Origin of the sequence: Methylobacterium thuringiense, assembly GCF_022179645.1 — a bacterium.
In the GTDB taxonomy this organism is placed as follows: Bacteria; Pseudomonadota; Alphaproteobacteria; order Rhizobiales; family Beijerinckiaceae; genus Methylobacterium; species Methylobacterium thuringiense.
This window is the reverse complement of sequence record NZ_BPRA01000007.1, coordinates 86,737-101,645: the sequence shown is the minus strand read 5'-3', so window position 1 is coordinate 101,645 and position 14,909 is coordinate 86,737. Positions and strand designations below refer to the sequence as shown.

The following is a 14,909-nucleotide window of genomic DNA, read 5'->3' as shown; positions in this document are numbered from 1 at the left end:
AAGGGACTCAGTGAAGGGACTTAGCGACGGGAATTGATGAGGAGGCCGATGCCGAGGCCGACGGCGCCGGCGATCAGAAGGGAGGTCAGCGGGCTTTCCTCGACCTGCTGCGCGACGACGCGACGGCCCTGGCTCAGGTAGCGGCCGCTGTTGTCGTAGGCGTCCTCGGCATAGTGGTACGCCTCGTCGGCGGCGTTGCGGACGGACTCTTCGGCGCGGCCATAGTAGCTCTCGGCGCTGTCCCGAAGATCCTCGCCGACATCGGCGGCGCGGTTTGCCGTCTGGCGAACGGCATCCTTACCCTCGCCGTAGACCCGCTCAGCCGTGCCCTGCACCTGGCGCGCGCGACCCTCGACCGAGTCCCTGTCGGAGCCCACGAGGTCGCCCACCGCGCCCCGCGCCTTGCCTGCAAGCTCCTTGACGGCACCCGTCACCCTATCCGTATCGACCATGTCGTTCGTCCAATTCAATTCTGTTACGTGCGTGTGCGCCGTTCGACCCGAGCTACGACCGACGCGCGGTCCCGGGTTTCCCGTCGAACTTCGGTGATTGCTTCTGCGCCTTGCCCTCGGCCTGGACCCGGACGTCGCCGGTCAGCTTTCCGATGGCTTCCTTCACCGAGCCCCTCAGTTGCTCGGCAGACGTCTTGGCGGGGTGCTCGCTCATGGATGTCTCCGAGTTCCTGGGCGAAAAGTTCGCCGGCTCTCAGGTGGCATCCGCAACGCGTGCTTCAATGATGCAGTTTTACTGGTTTCCTAGTACAATCAACGAAACTTACTTGTAGGGAAGCCGTGCTCGCGCCCCCACACGATGGCGTCCGCCCGCTTGTGGACGTCGAGCTTGCGGTAGAGTGCGGCCGCATGATTGCGGACGGTGTTGCGACTGACACCGAGCCTCTTCGCGATGGCATCGTCGTCGAGGCCCGAACAAATCAGGTCGAGGATCTGACGTTCCCGAAGGGTAAGGCTCGGCTGAGCCGCGTCGTCGGCGTTGCCGGTGGGATGGCGCAGGTTCGCCAGCTTTTCGATCAGCCCGCGACTGAACCACGAGGTGTCGGCCATCACCGCCTCGATGGCGCCGAACAGATCCCGTTCCGACCGCTTCCGCTCGGTGATGTCCTGCAGGACCAGGAGCACGAACGTCTCCTCGCCGATCTCGACCCGCTCGGCCGAGACGAGGCAATCCAGCGCCGTTCCGTTCTCGTGCCGCAGGCAGGTCTCCAACCCGTGCACGAAGCCGATCCGGCTCACCGTTTCCTCGAATTTTTTCCGGGCCGCATCCTCGACCCAAAGGCCGAGTTCCGCGGGAGTTCGCCCTACGACCCGATCCTGGCCCCCTCCGAAAACGCGGGTGAACGCCTCGTTGATCCCGGTCACGACGAAGCCGTCGGCGCGGGCCAGGATCGTCGGCACTGGCGTGAGCCGGAACGCCGTGGCGAAGCGCTGCTCGCTCTGCCGAAGGGCCGTCTCCGCCTTCCGGCGCAGATCGAGGTCGGCGAAGGTGAACAGCATGCACGGCTCGTCACCGAGCTCCATCGGCTGGCCGGCCACGATGACGAAGCGGGTTCCGCCGTCCGGCAGGTCCAGGCACGCCTCCATCTGCGGGATGGTGCCCCCTTCGTTGAGGCGAGAGATCGCAAGCTCGCGGTTCTTGGCGCCGGCGAGGACGTCGACCTCGTAGACGCTGCGCCCGAGCACGGCGTCGCGGGTGTAGCCGGTCATCTCCAGAAAACCGATGTTCACCTTCACGTGCCGCAGGTCGGAAAGCCGGCAGATGACGGCCGGCGCCGGATTGGCATTGAAGGTTTTCTCGAAGCGCTCCTCGGCCTCGAACTGGTCGGAGACGTCCTTGAGGATCAGGGCGAGGCAACTCGGCTGACCGTCGCGGTCCGTGGCCACAAGGCTACGAAGGGAATGGACGAAGTCGACGTCCCCGCGATCCGGACGTTTCACCTCCACGATCACGTCATGAAACGTCTCGCCCGAGACGACACGCTCCATCGGATAGTGGTTGGGAGCATGGTTGTTGCGGTAGCGCAGGGCGAACCGCTCGCGGTAAGCGTCGACGGTCTCGCCGAGGTCGTCGAGCGAGGCGGCCCCGTGCATCGCGAGCGCGGCCCCGTTGGCGTAGGTGATCGACTGGTCGGGCTCGACCAGGATCACGCCCTCGCTAAGGCCGGCGATGATCTGCCGGAGTTCGTGCCTGTCGACGGTGGCCGTCACGGGTATTGCCGCTCCTCGTCCCCGATGTGGCGACGCACCATGAACGGATTGTGCGCAAACGAGTTCCGGCCAAGCTGAAAAGAATCTAGTGGCTACGTACTACGGCTGTGATCTCGATCCTTCGCCCCTTCCGCCCACAACGAGTGCGAATTGGAAGCCGACGCTGCATCGAGAGGCGCATGCCGCAGGGGGCTCAGCGTCTTCTTAGTCGGACGTTGGACGGGTCAGACGTTCGCTGACAGGTGAGCACAAACGATCACCGATTGAGGTGATCCCAGACCTTGGAGACCACGACCGATCCCTCGCCCACCGAGGATGCGACGCGCTTGACGGAATTGGCGCGCACATCGCCTACTGCGAAAATTCCGGGATGCGAAGCGGCGTAGGGCGATGTCTCTCCGATCGCGTCTCCGGTCAGTACGAATCCGTGGGCATCGAGTTTGGCGAGGCCGGAGAGCCAGCCGGTGTTGGGTGCGGCACCCACCATCACGAACAGGGCGCAAGTCGAGACCGTGCGCTGAGTGCCGTCGGCGACATTGCGGATCGTCACCGCTTCGAGATGATCCTCACCCTGTAGGGCGGTCACCTCGGCCCCGTATTCGATCGTGATCGCAGATTCCGCTGCGAGTCGGCTCGATAGGTAGCTGGACATCGAGGCGGCGAGGGATTGTCCGCGCACCAGGAGGCGCACATGGCCCGCCGAGCGGCTGAGGAACATTGCCGCCTGCCCGGCCGAGTTGCCGCCGCCGATGATGATCGTCTCGGTGTTCTTGCAGTAGCGCGCCTCGATTTCCGTCGCGGCGTAATAGACGCCCGCGCCCTCGAAGGCCTCTAGGCGATCGATCGGCAATCGTCGGTACTGCACGCCGGTCGCGGCGATGACCGCGCGTCCGCGAACACGTTGGTCGTTGTCGAATGTTGCACAGAAGGCGTCGTCTTCGAGCCGTTCCAGCTTCACCACCCGCCGCGGCATCGCGAACCGGGTCCCGAACTTCATCGCCTGAACCTCACCGCGCCAAACGAGGTCGGCGCCGGAGATGCCGGTCGGGAAACCCATGTAGTTCTCGATGCGGCTGGACGTGCCGGCCTGACCGCCGATCGCGAGATCCTCGATCACCAGGGCGCGGAGCCCCTCCGCCCCGGCATAGACGCCGGCTGCCACGCCGGCGGGGCCGCCGCCGACGATGAGCACGTCGAAAGCCTCGTCGTCGACGAGGTTGTAGTTCAGGCCGAGCAGCTGCGCGACCTTGTCGGGGGTCGGGTCCGTCACGACGATGTCCCGGCCGAAGATCACGGCCGGCCGACCGGAGGAAATCGCACAGCTTTCCGCGATGGCTCCCGCTTCCGGGGTGCCAAGCGCGTAGGATCGGTAAGGGAAGCGGTTGCGGCTCGCGAATTCCGCGATCCGCCGGACGGCCCGGTCGTCATCCTCGCCGATGAGCACCAGCGTGCCGTCGCGCGAATCGAGCTGCCGCCGCCGCCGCGCCGCCAGCACCGTGATGACGATGTCCGACATTTCGGGGATTTCGGACATCAGCCGCAGCATGTCGGCCCGCGGCACCTCGATGACGCGGGTCTCCGTGACCGCCCGCATGGGCATCGACCAGTTGCCACCGTTCAGGAACGCGATTTCACCCATGAACTGCGTCGGCCCAAGGGTCGAGGGAAGATGACGCTCGTCGGTGAAGGGGTTCACCACTTCGATCTCGCCCTCGATGACGTAGACGAAGCGGTCGGCCGGCTCGCCGGCGCGGGCAAGGAACGTCCCGGCTGGATAGAGCCGCTCGGCACCGAGGGCCCGGAGCGCGGCAACATGCGCGGCGGCCAGGGGTACGCGCTGCATCTCGCGAAGGTCGCGGCCGATGGTTTCCATGTCTTCCCCCATCGTCCGATTAGACACAGCATCGATCGCGCGTCTTCGTCCGGCAAGACGCGCGATCTTGCGACGGGTACCACACTGGTCCGCCTGCGCATCGGCCCTCGAATAGTCTCCTCCGCGTTCGCCGGCCGACGGAGTACGTGGATCAACCGGCGAGTTGACGAAGTTCGCCCCGGGCAATGCCGACGAGCGTGCGCATCGCGAGACCGACGACGATCACCGTGGCAAGGCCGAGCAACAGCAGCGCCAGCGCATCCGCAGCGATTGCCTGAGCATGCCCGGCATAACGCAACGCTGCTACCGCCATGGCGGCGATCGGGAAACTCACAGCCCACCACGAGATCCGGAACGGGCAGCACCGCGGCAGATCGCGCAGTCGGCCTACAAGCACGGCGAAGACGAACAGGGCGATGAAGAAAAGGGCCTCCGCGAAAGCGTCGACTCGGCCGAACGTCGCGACATAGCTGGAGAAACCGACCGCGAAGGGGGCCACGAGGATCATCAGAGTCGGCCGCTGGGCCGGGACCAGGGGCTCCTCGAATACGAGCCGGGCAAAAACCAGGGTGAAGAGGGGGACCGCAAAGAACAACCCGATGCTCAATGAGAACATAATCAGGGTCTGGGTGTGCGGCAGTCCGAGCGCCGGCCCCGCCAGTGGCACGTCGAGAAGGCCGACCACCGGCACGATCCAGGCCGGCGTCGCGTGGGCGAGCTGGTGCCGGCTGCCCATCCAGCGGCTGACGATCAGGAAGGCGAACAGGATCATCCCGCCGGCGCCGAGCAACCAGGCCGCCACCGCCAGCAACGGGCTGAGTGGCTGGAGCACGAAGGGTAGCAGGAGCAGGCTGATGAGCACCGTCCCGAAGAGGTTCCCCGCGATCGGGTGCCGGAACTCGCTCTGGACGCTCGTCCACGCGGTCACCGCCTTGGCGCCGTAAGCCACTGCCAGGAGGCCGAATACGGCGAGCGCGCTCCAGCCGATCCCATAGCCGATGACCCCGGGCAGACCATACCGGGCGCTTGCCAGCCGCCATCCGATGCCGAGCCCCGTCAGTCCCATCACGGAGCCGAACAAGCTCACCGGTAGGTAATCGAACAGGGGTTTGCGCGCCGCGGAGGCGAGCCGCAGGTCGTCTCCGGCAACAGGCATCGTCATCGCCGCGCTTTCACCATGGGGGCACCCGGGGGGGACATCCGAGGCGAGGCGATCGGGATCAGGCACCGGACAGCCGGGTCTTCGCGAGTGGCAGGCTGCGGATGCGCTGCCCCGTCAGCGTGGCGACGGCGTTGACCACGGCCGGGGGTACGCCCGGCAGCCCCGGTTCACCGATCCCCCCCATCGGCGCCCCGCTCTCGACGATGGCGACGTGGACGCGCGGCATGCGCTCGCGGTCGAGAATGGGATAGGCATCGAAGTTGCGCGCCTGACGCTGCCCGTCCTCGTAGACGACCTGCTCCAGGAGCGTCGAGGAGAGTCCAAGGGCGGCCGCGCCCTCCACCTGCCGCTTGACGATGGCGGGGTTGACCACGCTGCCCGGATCGATGGCGATCCAGAGGTCATGCACTCGCGCCTCGCCGTCCTTCAGCGAGACTTCGGCAATGGTTGCCGTCTCTGAACCGAAGGGCGAGGCCATGGAGACGCCGCGCGCCCGACGCGTGCCGTCCGCCGCCTGGAACGTCCCGCCTTTCCAACCACCGGCCAGATCGGCGACGGCCCGGAGCAGGGTCCGGTGGCGCGGACTGTCCTTCAGAAGCGCCATGCGGAGCGCGAACGGGTCCTTGGCTCCGGCGGCCGCGATCTCGTCGAGGAAGCTCTCGTAGAAGAAGTCGTTCATCGAATGCCCGACAGAGCGCCAGAAGGCGATCGTGACCGGGTGCGGCACCTTCACATAATCGAGGCGCCGGTTTGGGATAGCGTAGGGTTTCTTGTCGAGACCTTCAACGACAGACGAATCCACCGGCGACTTGAACAGGGCACCGAACCAGCGTCCGATAGGCCCTTCGCCCACCGCCGTCGTTTGCAGAGCGACCGGCATCCCGTCGCTCCCGAGAGCGGCGCGGAATCGGGCGAAGCTCAGGGGACGCACCGCATCCATGCCGAACTCCTCCTCGCGCGACCACAGCACCCGGACCGGGCGTCCGGTCGCCTTTGCGAGCAGGATCGCCTGTGGAAACGGATTGGCGGGTCCGTAGTAGAAGTGGCGCCCGAAGAAGCCGCCGAGCATCGGCGAGTGGATGCGCACCTGCGCCGGCTGAACTCCAGCCGTGCCGGCCGCGACCTGTTGGAACAGTTCCGGCATCTGGTTGGGCACCCAGAGATCGAGGCTGCCGTCTGCCTCGAACCGGGCGATGGCCGAGGGGGGCTCGAGCTGGGCATGCGCGAGGTAGGGCGCATCGTATTCCGCCTCGATGACTTTCGCCGCCGCGGCGAAGGCGCCCGCGACGTCGCCCTCCTGCTCGGCGGCGACGCCCGGTTCCGTCGTGGATTTCAGGGCTGCGAGCATCGCGGCCGACGAGAAGGATTTGGAAACCGTGGCGACCCCGTCCTCAGCGGGGCTCGTCCAAGTCACCTGCAGCGCCTCCGCGCCCTTGCGCGCCCGCCACCAAGAATCCGCCACGACCGCCACCGCGCCAGGCAGGCGATGCACCGAGTCGATCCCGGCCATCGCACGAATGTCCTTCTCGTTGGCGATGGTCTCGGGCTCCGTGCCGAGATGCGGAGCGTGCCGGATCGCCGCGTGGAGCATTCCGTCGAGGCGGATGTCGATCGCGTAGACCGCGCGGCCCGTGGACTTGTCCCGCATGTCGAGCCGCGCGACCGGCTTTCCGATCCACCGAAAGCTCTCGGGGTCCTTCAGCGGCACGTCGTCCCTTGGCTGGAGGGCGAGCGCAGCGGAGGCGAGTTCGCCGTAGCCGAGCGACCGGCCGGAAGCGGCGTGGATCACCCGGCCGTCATCGGTGCTGAGCTGACCCTGCGGGACGCCGAGCTTGGCCGCCGCTGAGCGCAGCATCATCTCGCGGGCCGTGGCGCCCAGGCGCCGCATGGCCGCGTAGCTGGAACGGGTGGAGAAGCTTCCCCCCGTCATGCGCAGGCCGTTGACGACGGCGTAATCGGGGCCGGGCGGCGCGCATTCGACGGCAAAGCGCGCCGGGTCGAGGTCGAACTCCTCGCCGATGGTCTGAGCCAGGCCGGTATTGATGCCTTGGCCGCCCTCCACGAAGGGGCTCAGCAGGCGCACCGTACCGTCGGACCGCATCTCCAGGAAGGCCGCGACCCGCGTGCCGGGCTTGGGCGCGATGGCGGCCGAGCCCTCGGGCCGCTCCCCGGCACCGACGGGTTCGGGACCAAGGTTGACGCCGAGCACGAGGGCGCCGGCGGTGGCACCGAGGAAGTTTCGCCGCGACAGGTTGCGGATGGGCTCGCGGCGGCCGGCGGTCGGCCGGGAGGGCGTGAGGTCGTTCATGGCGCCGTCTCCCCTCAGACCGCGGCTTGCCGCACGGCGGCAGCGATCGCGTTATAGGTGCCGCAGCGGCAGAGATTGGTCATCGCCGAGGCGATATCGTCCTCGGTCGGCTTCGGTGTTCCTTTCAGGAGGCCGGTCGCCGCCATGACCTGGCCCGACTGGCAGTAGCCGCATTGCGGCACCTCGATGCCGATCCAGGCCGCGACGACCCTGGCGCCTACCGGATCCTGCTCGATCGCCTCGATGGTGGTGACGCTCTGCGTCCCAACGCTCTCCAGCGGGATCTGACAGGAGCGCGTCGCTTGTCCGTCGAGGAGAACCGTACAGGCGCCGCACTGTCCGATGCCGCAGCCATACTTGGTGCCGCTCAGCCCAAGGGTGTCACGCAGGACGAAAAGGAGCGGCGTATCGGGTTCGGCCTCGACAGCATGTGGCCGGCCATTGACCGTCAGATTCACCATGGCCGCATTCCTCCGAGAGGTTCGCCCCGCACTGCATTATGGATAAGTCTGGCCGGCGCGGTCGCAAACGTCATAAACGCAGCGTTTTCGGACATGCGGCGGCTTCATGCGGCGTACCTGGCTCGCAGTAGTCCCTGCCGGATCCCCTGCGGGGTCTGCCCGTAGATCCGGAGGAAGGCGCGGCGCATCCGCTCCCGGTCGGCAAATCCGGATTCTGTGGCGACCACATCGAGGGAGTGCCGGCTCCGCACCAGCAGAACACGAGCAGCATCGGCTCGCAGGCGCTCGATCACCTTGGCCGGCGAAAGGCCGAACTCTGCCTGGACCGCCCGGTTGAACTGCCGGGGGGAGAGGTGGGCAGCCTCGGCGAGGCGGGCCACGCTAAGCGGTTCCCGCAGATGGCCGCGCGCGAACGCGAAGGCCCGCTGAACCCGATCGGATTTCGGCTCCAGGTCCAGGAGGCTGGAGGCCTGCGGCTGACCGCCGGAGCGGCGTCGATCGAGGAGCATCCGGCGGGCGACCTCGCGGGCCGCCCCCGGCCCGAGGTCGTCTTCGACCAGCGCCAGGGCCATGTCGATGGAGGCCGTCATGCCGGCAGAGGTCCAGATCGCCCCGTCCCGAACGTAGAGCTGGTCGGTTTCCACCCGCAGGTCGGGAAAGCGCGCCGCCAGCTCCGCATTGTCGCGCCAATGGGCCGTGACCCGACGACCCGCGAGAAGGCCCGCCTCCGCCAGCACGAAGCTGCCCCGACAGAAGGATGCGACACGCCGCGCCTGCTCGGCTACCCGGCACACGAACGCGAGGAGGATCGGCGAGCCCGCCCCCGCGCCCGTGGAGGCTCCGACGATGAGGGTGTCGAACGCCGCCTCGCCAGGCGATTCGGTCATCACGGCAAAGCCCGCATTCGTCTGAACCGGACCGCCCGCTTCGGAGATGAGGTGCAGATCGTAGACGGGTTCGCCCGCAACGTTGTTCGCAACCTGAAACACCGCCATGGCCGAGAGCGACATCAGCTTCAGCTCGGGGATCGCTAGAACGCCGATGGTCAGCACGGCCTTCTCCCTGCGTCCGGTCTCGCGAGTACTCGGCGAGACTACCAGAGTTCAACGGGGCGGTCCCCGATTTAGGGTTTAAGGCGCGTAATTAGTAAATACCAAATCGCGCGGGGAGTCTAATCGATTGTGGCAGGCAAAACAGGTCTGGACAGACTGCGAATTTGGATCGGACTTGCCATTGACGAACTGCCCAAACCCCCATCCGCCAGTTGTCGGCCACTTTTTACTGTCTTTTGCATCTACCTGTATGTTGGTCGGATCGCCAGCGATAAATGATTGCTGTTGCCCAAATACTTCATTATTTTGCTCGGACGATACATATTTATAAGCTAGTCGAACGATCACGGAACCATCCGGGAACGGTCGCTTGCCGGATCTATAAGCCGACATTGCTATATCGTTACCTAATATAGCACGGATATCGTTCAGAGATCCGGCTTCATGTGCAACGCTGATGAGCTCGAAGCTCCTGTATCCTTCTGGCAGCTCGGAAATACGGCCCGGTTCGGTTTCTGCGTCGAGTCCTTGAGCAATCGCAACGGACGCCACAATGAACACGGCTGATGCGCACAGCGTGGCTTTGACATATGAAATATACATGATGCCCTCCCCCTGTCGTACGAATGTACCAAGACCCAGGATAATTTGGTAGTCACAGATTTTGCAAAGGGTTCGTGGAAGTCGAAACGTCCGCGCGCAGGCATGCGGCCAACTTTCGCTCATGGCGCACAGCAGCGATGGTGAACGGCTTGGTTGTGTGGATTTCTGCCGGTCCGCTTTCAGGCGGTGAAACGACGGAAGCGGCCGAACAGCGATTTTTGAGCTGATAGACCCACCGACGTGCTGCCGAGGCGGATCAGTTTCGTGAGGGTGCCGGTTTAGGAGGACCGCTGAGACGGCCAGTGGCCGGGATATCATTATGACTTCGACCAATCGTCACGATGGATGACGGACTTGCGCGCGTGGCCGATCGGACTGCTCATCCCCCTCCTGATCTCTTCCGGTCAGGCAGCGTCGCCGGCGGGTCCGTACTGGATCGTCGCCGGTTCGTTCTCGAACCCGGATTACGCTCAGGTGCAGTACGAGGCGGTACGGCGCGCTTCGGAAGCCGTGAAAAGGTGCGGATTTCAGCCGTTCAACGATTTCTCTGGCAAGTTCGCAGGCTTCAACGAAGGTTTCGATGTGGTGGCGGTAGGCGGCTACGCCACGCGGGCTGCGGCAGAGACCGATCTCGCTCGCCTGCGCGTTTGCGTTCCGAACATTTATGTCCGCAGGGGCCGGTACCTCGGTGAATAAGCACCCCGCGATCGCCGGTCCGCAGCCTTTGTGGATCGACACGCTGCGCGAAAACAATCTCGAACGTGAGGGGGTGGGTATGACGACGAGAGGACCTTGGCGTGGCTGGACAACGCGCCTCGTCGCGATCGCGCTCGTCCTTGCCGCGCCAGCCGCACGCGCCGGTTGCGTCTTGTCGGACGTCGTTCGGGACGATGCCCGAGCGTCTGCCGTGAAGACGGATGCGGCACATACCTATATCCTCGAGGATGAGGTGCTCGAGACGGGCTGGCCGAGTTCGAGCATCTCCTGCCACGGACGCGCCTATCTCACATTGGGCGCGCGGTAATGACGGGCCCGACCCAGGGCAGCTTTACCTGTGCCGCCTTCACCAGCGCGAAGGGCATAACGACGATCGGCTGGTTGCCGAACGCAACGCTGGTCCCCCTGCCTGAGGAAGCGCCGGCGCCGATGGCTTTCGTCGGGCACTGGGTCGGGCCGGAACAGGACGTGACCATTGCGCCTGCCGGCGGAAAAGCCGTCGGCGTTAAAGGCGATGCGACTTGGGGAATGTCTGCCGCGCGCCTTCGCTCCGGTGCCTCAATCCACACCGGCGAGGTGGTGGGCACGGCACGTCCCGAAAAAGGCATCCTCGCCTTTACGATGGGGACCGACGACAAGACTTTGCCCTATGCGGAAGGCGGACCCGACGGCTGCCGGGTGCGGATGTGGCGGTGCGGCCCGTATCTGTAGGTGTGGGACAACAATGCCCGCGGCGGTGCGAACGTGAGCTTCACAGGCATCTACGCTTGAACGGGCTGAGCTCACGGTCTCAGAACTCGCGACTTGATCGCTCCATCGCGTCGGGTTGACGCACCCTTTGCCATCGTTAGAAGTGCAACCGCCGGACGAGACACGCCCGAGTTGCGTCCAAAAATATCTGGAATGGCGTCCGGCAGATCTTCGGTGATCCCGCCGTTCCACGCGCCGTACTGGCGCTGATCCATGCGCGCTCCTGGAGACGACCGATTTCCCAGTCCACGCGTCCGCCTTCGCGCCCGCGCGCCATCGCAGGCCTCGTCGCGGCCACCGTGCTGCTGCCGCTCGCGTTCATGCTGCTCGGCCTCTGGGAGGGGCAGCGCGGCTCCGACGACTGGGCGGCCTTCGACGCCGAGCGGTCGCGTCTGGCAGGGGTTGTCGCCGATCTGGAGGCACGGGTACCGCGCGACGGGCGCATCGACTTCCGCATGCAGTTCCGTCGCAACGGCCAGACCTATGCCGGTCCGCTCGCCCTCGATCAGGCGCGTGCGGCACGCGACGAAGCCGGGACCATGACGACGCTGATGGACTGGCGCCGTGTCCTGCCGCCGATCGCCGTGGTGGCGGGCGGTCTCGCAGCGATGCTGTCCGTTCTCGTCCTGGTCGCCGGAGCCGGCCTGGGATGGGTGGGGCAGGCCTCCCGCGAAACGCTGGTCCGGGGCTTCTCGCTCGTGCGCCGGCTGCTTCCGCCGGTGCTGGCGGCCCAAATTCTTCTAGCGACAGCGGGCTTCGTCGCCGTTGTGATCTTCGAAACCGGCATGCTGGTTCATCCCGGGCTCGGCGGCGGCGAGATCAAGCTGCTTATGCTTGCCGCCGTCGCAGCCGGGGCCGCCATCGTGGCGGCCGGCACCGCGGTACTGGGACTGCGCCGCGCGCTCGCGGCTTTCGAGCCGGATCCGCTCCCGGTCCACGGTCGGGTCGTCTCGGCCGCGGATGCACCCGGGCTGTGGCGACTGACCCAGGGGCTCGCCGCCCGGCTCGGGGCGCTCGAGCCCGAGGCCGTCGTCGTCGGCGTCACCGGCGGCTACTTCGTCAGCTCCGGGCCGGCCGTGCTGACGCCGAGCGGCGAGGCGCTGACGGGTCGCATCCTCTACCTGCCCCTGCCGTATCTTGCCCTGATGCGTGGCGACGAAACCGCAGCCATCATCGCCCACGAACTCGCTCACTATGCCGGCGGCGACACCGCCTACAGCCAGCGCTTTCTGCCGATCTATGCGGGAGTCGCGCGCTCCCTCGACGCGGTTGCCGCGGGCCATCAGGGTGCGCTCGGACTGCTCGGGCCGTCGCTGCGCCTCGGCGTGTTCGTGATGGAGCGCTTCCACCTCGCCGTGCGGCACTGGAGCCGGGCGCGCGAGTTCGCCGCCGACGCCGCGGGTGCGGTCGTCACCTCGGCAGACGCCTCGGCGCGGGCGCTCCTGCGCAGCGGATCCCTGCAGCCGTCCATCGTCGCGACGCTCGACGCCGCGGCCGCGGCGCCGGACTCTGGCCCGGCCGACCTCGTCGCGGCCGCACTCGACCGCGCGATCGCGCGCGGCCTCGACGATCCGGCGGTGCATCTGGAAACCGAGCAGGCCCACCCGACGGACACCCATCCGACGACCCGCGAGCGTGTCGCCGCGCTCGGACGGGCGATCGATCCGAGCCTTCTGGCCGCAGCCGGCGCAGTGCCGCCGCCCCATGCGCTCGGGCAGCTGGCCGCCTACTTCGCGGACCCGATCGGGTTGTGTCGGGCCGCGACGGACGACTTCCTCGGCACGGTCCGGGCGCAGGACGCGGCATTCGCCGCGCATCTCGAGACGACGGCGGCGGAGGTCGGTGTCGAAGAACAGGTGCTGCGCGAGAACAGCCGACCCGGCGCCTTCGTGTTCGTCGCGGCCGGTGGCCTTTTCGGTGTCACGGCCCTCGCGATGCTGTTGGTGGGCTTCCCGGGACTTCCGCCGAGCCAGGCCTGGATCGTGGCGACGGTCGCGCTCGTCATCGCCGCTCTGTTCGCCGGTCTCGGGACCTATCGGCTCCGTCAGGGCGAGCGCGTCACCCTGATCCTGAGACCCGGTGGGCTGGCGGTGCCCGGCCTCGACCGGGTGATCACTTGGGACGACATCGCCGATCTCGATCTGACGACGAACCAGACCGGGATCGTCACGCGGCTGCTCCTGCCGCCGGAGGCGCCGTTCCCGCAACGGGCACCCGGGGGGCGCGGCATCAAGCTCGACGCGAAGCGCCGCATCGTCACGATCGCGCTCGGCCTGCCGCGGAGGATGAAGCCGCAAGACCTGGCCGACCTTTTCGGCCGCTATCAGCAGGCCGCGCAGGCGCGACGGATCCTGGCCGAGAGGAATGCCGGCGCATCGCCGGCACCCGTCCCTTCGAACCCCGTCGCCTGAGGCAGCATGACCGCATCTCCCGATCGCGCCGAGCTCCTGCGCCTGCCCCCTCAAGGTCAGGGCTGGATGAACACCTTCTGGGTGCTGTTCGGCGTCGTGGCGCTCGGCGCCCTCCTGGTGGCCTGCGCCGTCTACACGGCGCCTCCCCTGATGACGGACTGGCAGGTCCGCGAGGCGGCCCGTCCCGCCGCGAATGCCCGGGTGAGCGATGGCAAGTGCAGCGCCAAGATCGTGATCCATATCTGCGATGTGACGCTCAATCTGCGCACGCCGGACACAACCGTGGCTCGGCGGGTGAACTACGTGTTCTCGGGCTTGCATGTCGGCGACTACAGCATCGCGGTGATGGTCGACCCGGCGCGTCCCGAGTTGCTCACCACCGATCTCGGCCTCGACAGGCTCTGGAACCGCACGATTACCCTGCTCGTGCTCATGGCCGCGCTCGTCGCCGCCATCGTCGGAGCGCTCGCCTCCCTGATCCGGAACCGACGTCCGGCCTCCGGTGCCGTCGGGTGAGGTCTGCGGGGCCGTCCCGCCGGCGCCGTGTTCGCGCCGTCCTGCTCGCTCTCCCGGTTGTCGCGCTGCTGAGCTTCCTGCTTGCTCCCGAAAGACACCTCGCCTGCGACGAGACGTGGTTGAAGGAGCGCAGCCCCGATCACGCCTGGACGCTGACGGTGTGCCGGCGCCCGATGATGTTCGCCATGCCCGGCGGCGGCAGCGACGCGCCGGGCTGGATCGTGCTGCGCGATGCGGACGACGCGATCCGAGGCGTGGTCCACCTCGAGATGATGCAGCTCCTCGCCGAAGCCGGACCGGCCGGAGGCACGCGTTGGCAGCCGGACCGGGTCATGCTCTCCGGCCTCGCGGAGATGCCGCTCGTGCCGGCTACGAGCCCGGTCTCACGCTGGTTTGCGGATCGTCTGTGGCGGGTCCGCGCCAGTGCGGGCCTGGTCCCCTCGGACCTGATGTCGGCTCAATGATAACGGGAGCTCCGGCCGCAGCCTGCCGACCCCACGCGTCCAGCGTGCGGCGCGGGCCAGCACGATTTTCCCTCCGAGGCCGGACCGGGCCGTTGGCGCGATCAGCCGTCGGGCCTGCGGTCGAGGCTGCGCAGCGCCTCCGGATCCCGCCCGTAGCGCCGCCGCATGCGCGTCTCGTCCGCCGCGACGGCGTCGCAGCGGAGGGCCTTCACAGCGGCAGCGATGGCACGCCCGCGGTCTGCGTCGTAGGCCTCCTCGCCCGTCCAGTGATGGCAGTCCGTCCGCCGCGGCATGAACGCCGTGACCTCGACTGGGAGCCCCGCTTCGACGGCCGCGCCCGGGTCCGCCCACGCAGGCAACTGCGCGAGAA

16 protein-coding genes are annotated in these 14,909 nt (G+C 67.1%); 5 read left to right on the top strand and 11 right to left on the bottom strand.

The features are described from left to right. Positions 1 to 20: 20 nt before the first annotated feature. The 9 genes from MFF07_RS08690 to MFF07_RS08650 form a co-directional block, all read right to left on the bottom strand. Positions 21 to 452, bottom strand: coding sequence for a CsbD family protein (locus MFF07_RS08690; RefSeq protein WP_147814767.1), 432 nt, complete (start codon positions 450 to 452; stop codon positions 21 to 23). A gap of 52 nt (positions 453 to 504) precedes the next feature. After that, positions 505 to 666: a CsbD family protein gene (locus MFF07_RS08685; RefSeq protein ID WP_147814765.1), complete on the bottom strand. Its 162-nt coding sequence runs from the start codon at positions 664 to 666 to the stop codon at positions 505 to 507. Positions 667 to 764: 98 nt separating this feature from the next. Then, complete coding sequence (locus MFF07_RS08680; protein ID WP_147814763.1) at positions 765 to 2,222, bottom strand: helix-turn-helix transcriptional regulator; 1,458 nt, start codon at positions 2,220 to 2,222, stop codon at positions 765 to 767. 256 nt (positions 2,223 to 2,478) lie between these two features. After that, a complete protein-coding gene (locus MFF07_RS08675) occupies positions 2,479 to 4,095 on the bottom strand; it encodes an FAD-dependent oxidoreductase (protein ID WP_147814761.1) in 1,617 nt (538 codons plus the stop codon). Between the two features lie 151 nt (positions 4,096 to 4,246). Next, entirely contained in the window at positions 4,247 to 5,251 is a 1,005-nt protein-coding gene (locus tag MFF07_RS08670) for an SLAC1 anion channel family protein (RefSeq protein WP_147814944.1), read from the bottom strand. A gap of 64 nt (positions 5,252 to 5,315) precedes the next feature. Continuing rightward, positions 5,316 to 7,565 (bottom strand): xanthine dehydrogenase family protein molybdopterin-binding subunit, encoded by a 2,250-nt coding sequence (locus MFF07_RS08665; protein ID WP_147814759.1) that lies wholly within the window; start codon positions 7,563 to 7,565, stop codon positions 5,316 to 5,318. 14 nt (positions 7,566 to 7,579) lie between these two features. Continuing rightward, positions 7,580 to 8,026, bottom strand: coding sequence for a (2Fe-2S)-binding protein (locus MFF07_RS08660; RefSeq protein ID WP_147814757.1), 447 nt, complete (start codon positions 8,024 to 8,026; stop codon positions 7,580 to 7,582). A gap of 104 nt (positions 8,027 to 8,130) precedes the next feature. Then, complete coding sequence (locus MFF07_RS08655) at positions 8,131 to 9,078, bottom strand: GlxA family transcriptional regulator (protein ID WP_238231571.1); 948 nt, start codon at positions 9,076 to 9,078, stop codon at positions 8,131 to 8,133. Positions 9,079 to 9,156: 78 nt separating this feature from the next. Continuing rightward, a complete protein-coding gene (locus tag MFF07_RS08650) occupies positions 9,157 to 9,681 on the bottom strand; it encodes a cytochrome P460 family protein (RefSeq protein WP_147814755.1) in 525 nt (174 codons plus the stop codon). Between the two features lie 345 nt (positions 9,682 to 10,026). Here MFF07_RS08650 and MFF07_RS08645 point away from each other — a divergent pair, with 345 nt between their 5' ends. Together MFF07_RS08645 and MFF07_RS08640 are read left to right on the top strand one after the other, a co-directional pair. Next, entirely contained in the window at positions 10,027 to 10,377 is a 351-nt protein-coding gene (locus tag MFF07_RS08645; RefSeq protein ID WP_238231568.1) for an SPOR domain-containing protein, read from the top strand. Between the two features lie 327 nt (positions 10,378 to 10,704). Then, positions 10,705 to 11,109: a hypothetical protein gene (locus tag MFF07_RS08640; RefSeq protein WP_147814751.1), complete on the top strand. Its 405-nt coding sequence runs from the start codon at positions 10,705 to 10,707 to the stop codon at positions 11,107 to 11,109. 71 nt (positions 11,110 to 11,180) lie between these two features. Here MFF07_RS08640 and MFF07_RS08635 read toward each other — a convergent pair whose 3' ends face one another. Further along, positions 11,181 to 11,363, bottom strand: a complete 183-nt coding sequence (locus MFF07_RS08635; RefSeq protein WP_147814749.1) for a hypothetical protein — start codon at positions 11,361 to 11,363, stop codon at positions 11,181 to 11,183. 84 nt (positions 11,364 to 11,447) lie between these two features. Between MFF07_RS08635 and MFF07_RS08630 the strand changes: the two genes are divergently transcribed. The 3 genes from MFF07_RS08630 to MFF07_RS08620 all read left to right on the top strand — a co-directional run bounded on the left by MFF07_RS08630 (position 11,448) and on the right by MFF07_RS08620 (position 14,539). Further along, complete coding sequence (locus MFF07_RS08630) at positions 11,448 to 13,559, top strand: M48 family metalloprotease (protein ID WP_147814747.1); 2,112 nt, start codon at positions 11,448 to 11,450, stop codon at positions 13,557 to 13,559. A 6-nt stretch (positions 13,560 to 13,565) separates the two neighbouring features. Next, positions 13,566 to 14,075, top strand: coding sequence for a hypothetical protein (locus MFF07_RS08625; protein WP_147814745.1), 510 nt, complete (start codon positions 13,566 to 13,568; stop codon positions 14,073 to 14,075). Between the two features lie 119 nt (positions 14,076 to 14,194). After that, complete coding sequence (locus MFF07_RS08620) at positions 14,195 to 14,539, top strand: hypothetical protein (RefSeq protein WP_147814743.1); 345 nt, start codon at positions 14,195 to 14,197, stop codon at positions 14,537 to 14,539. A gap of 101 nt (positions 14,540 to 14,640) precedes the next feature. Here MFF07_RS08620 and MFF07_RS08615 read toward each other — a convergent pair whose 3' ends face one another. Further along, complete coding sequence (locus MFF07_RS08615) at positions 14,641 to 14,832, bottom strand: hypothetical protein (protein WP_238231566.1); 192 nt, start codon at positions 14,830 to 14,832, stop codon at positions 14,641 to 14,643. Positions 14,833 to 14,909: the final 77 nt, after the last annotated feature.

Bases quoted from the DNA above. Each gene is read 5' to 3' on its own strand.
- MFF07_RS08690 (WP_147814767.1), bottom strand. From the start codon at position 452: ATGGTCGATACGGATAGGGTGACGGGTGCCGTCAAGGAGCTTGCAGGC.
- MFF07_RS08685 (WP_147814765.1), bottom strand. From the start codon at position 666: ATGAGCGAGCACCCCGCCAAGACGTCTGCCGAGCAACTGAGGGGCTCG.
- MFF07_RS08675 (WP_147814761.1), bottom strand. From the start codon at position 4,095: ATGGAAACCATCGGCCGCGACCTTCGCGAGATGCAGCGCGTACCCCTG.
- MFF07_RS08670 (WP_147814944.1), bottom strand. From the start codon at position 5,251: ATGCCTGTTGCCGGAGACGACCTGCGGCTCGCCTCCGCGGCGCGCAAA.
- MFF07_RS08665 (WP_147814759.1), bottom strand. From the start codon at position 7,565: ATGAACGACCTCACGCCCTCCCGGCCGACCGCCGGCCGCCGCGAGCCC.
- MFF07_RS08660 (WP_147814757.1), bottom strand. From the start codon at position 8,026: ATGGTGAATCTGACGGTCAATGGCCGGCCACATGCTGTCGAGGCCGAA.
- MFF07_RS08650 (WP_147814755.1), bottom strand. From the start codon at position 9,681: ATGTATATTTCATATGTCAAAGCCACGCTGTGCGCATCAGCCGTGTTC.
- MFF07_RS08645 (WP_238231568.1), top strand. From the start codon at position 10,027: ATGACGGACTTGCGCGCGTGGCCGATCGGACTGCTCATCCCCCTCCTG.
- MFF07_RS08640 (WP_147814751.1), top strand. From the start codon at position 10,705: ATGACGGGCCCGACCCAGGGCAGCTTTACCTGTGCCGCCTTCACCAGC.
- MFF07_RS08635 (WP_147814749.1), bottom strand. From the start codon at position 11,363: ATGGATCAGCGCCAGTACGGCGCGTGGAACGGCGGGATCACCGAAGAT.
- MFF07_RS08625 (WP_147814745.1), top strand. From the start codon at position 13,566: ATGACCGCATCTCCCGATCGCGCCGAGCTCCTGCGCCTGCCCCCTCAA.
- MFF07_RS08615 (WP_238231566.1), bottom strand. From the start codon at position 14,832: ATGCCGCGGCGGACGGACTGCCATCACTGGACGGGCGAGGAGGCCTAC.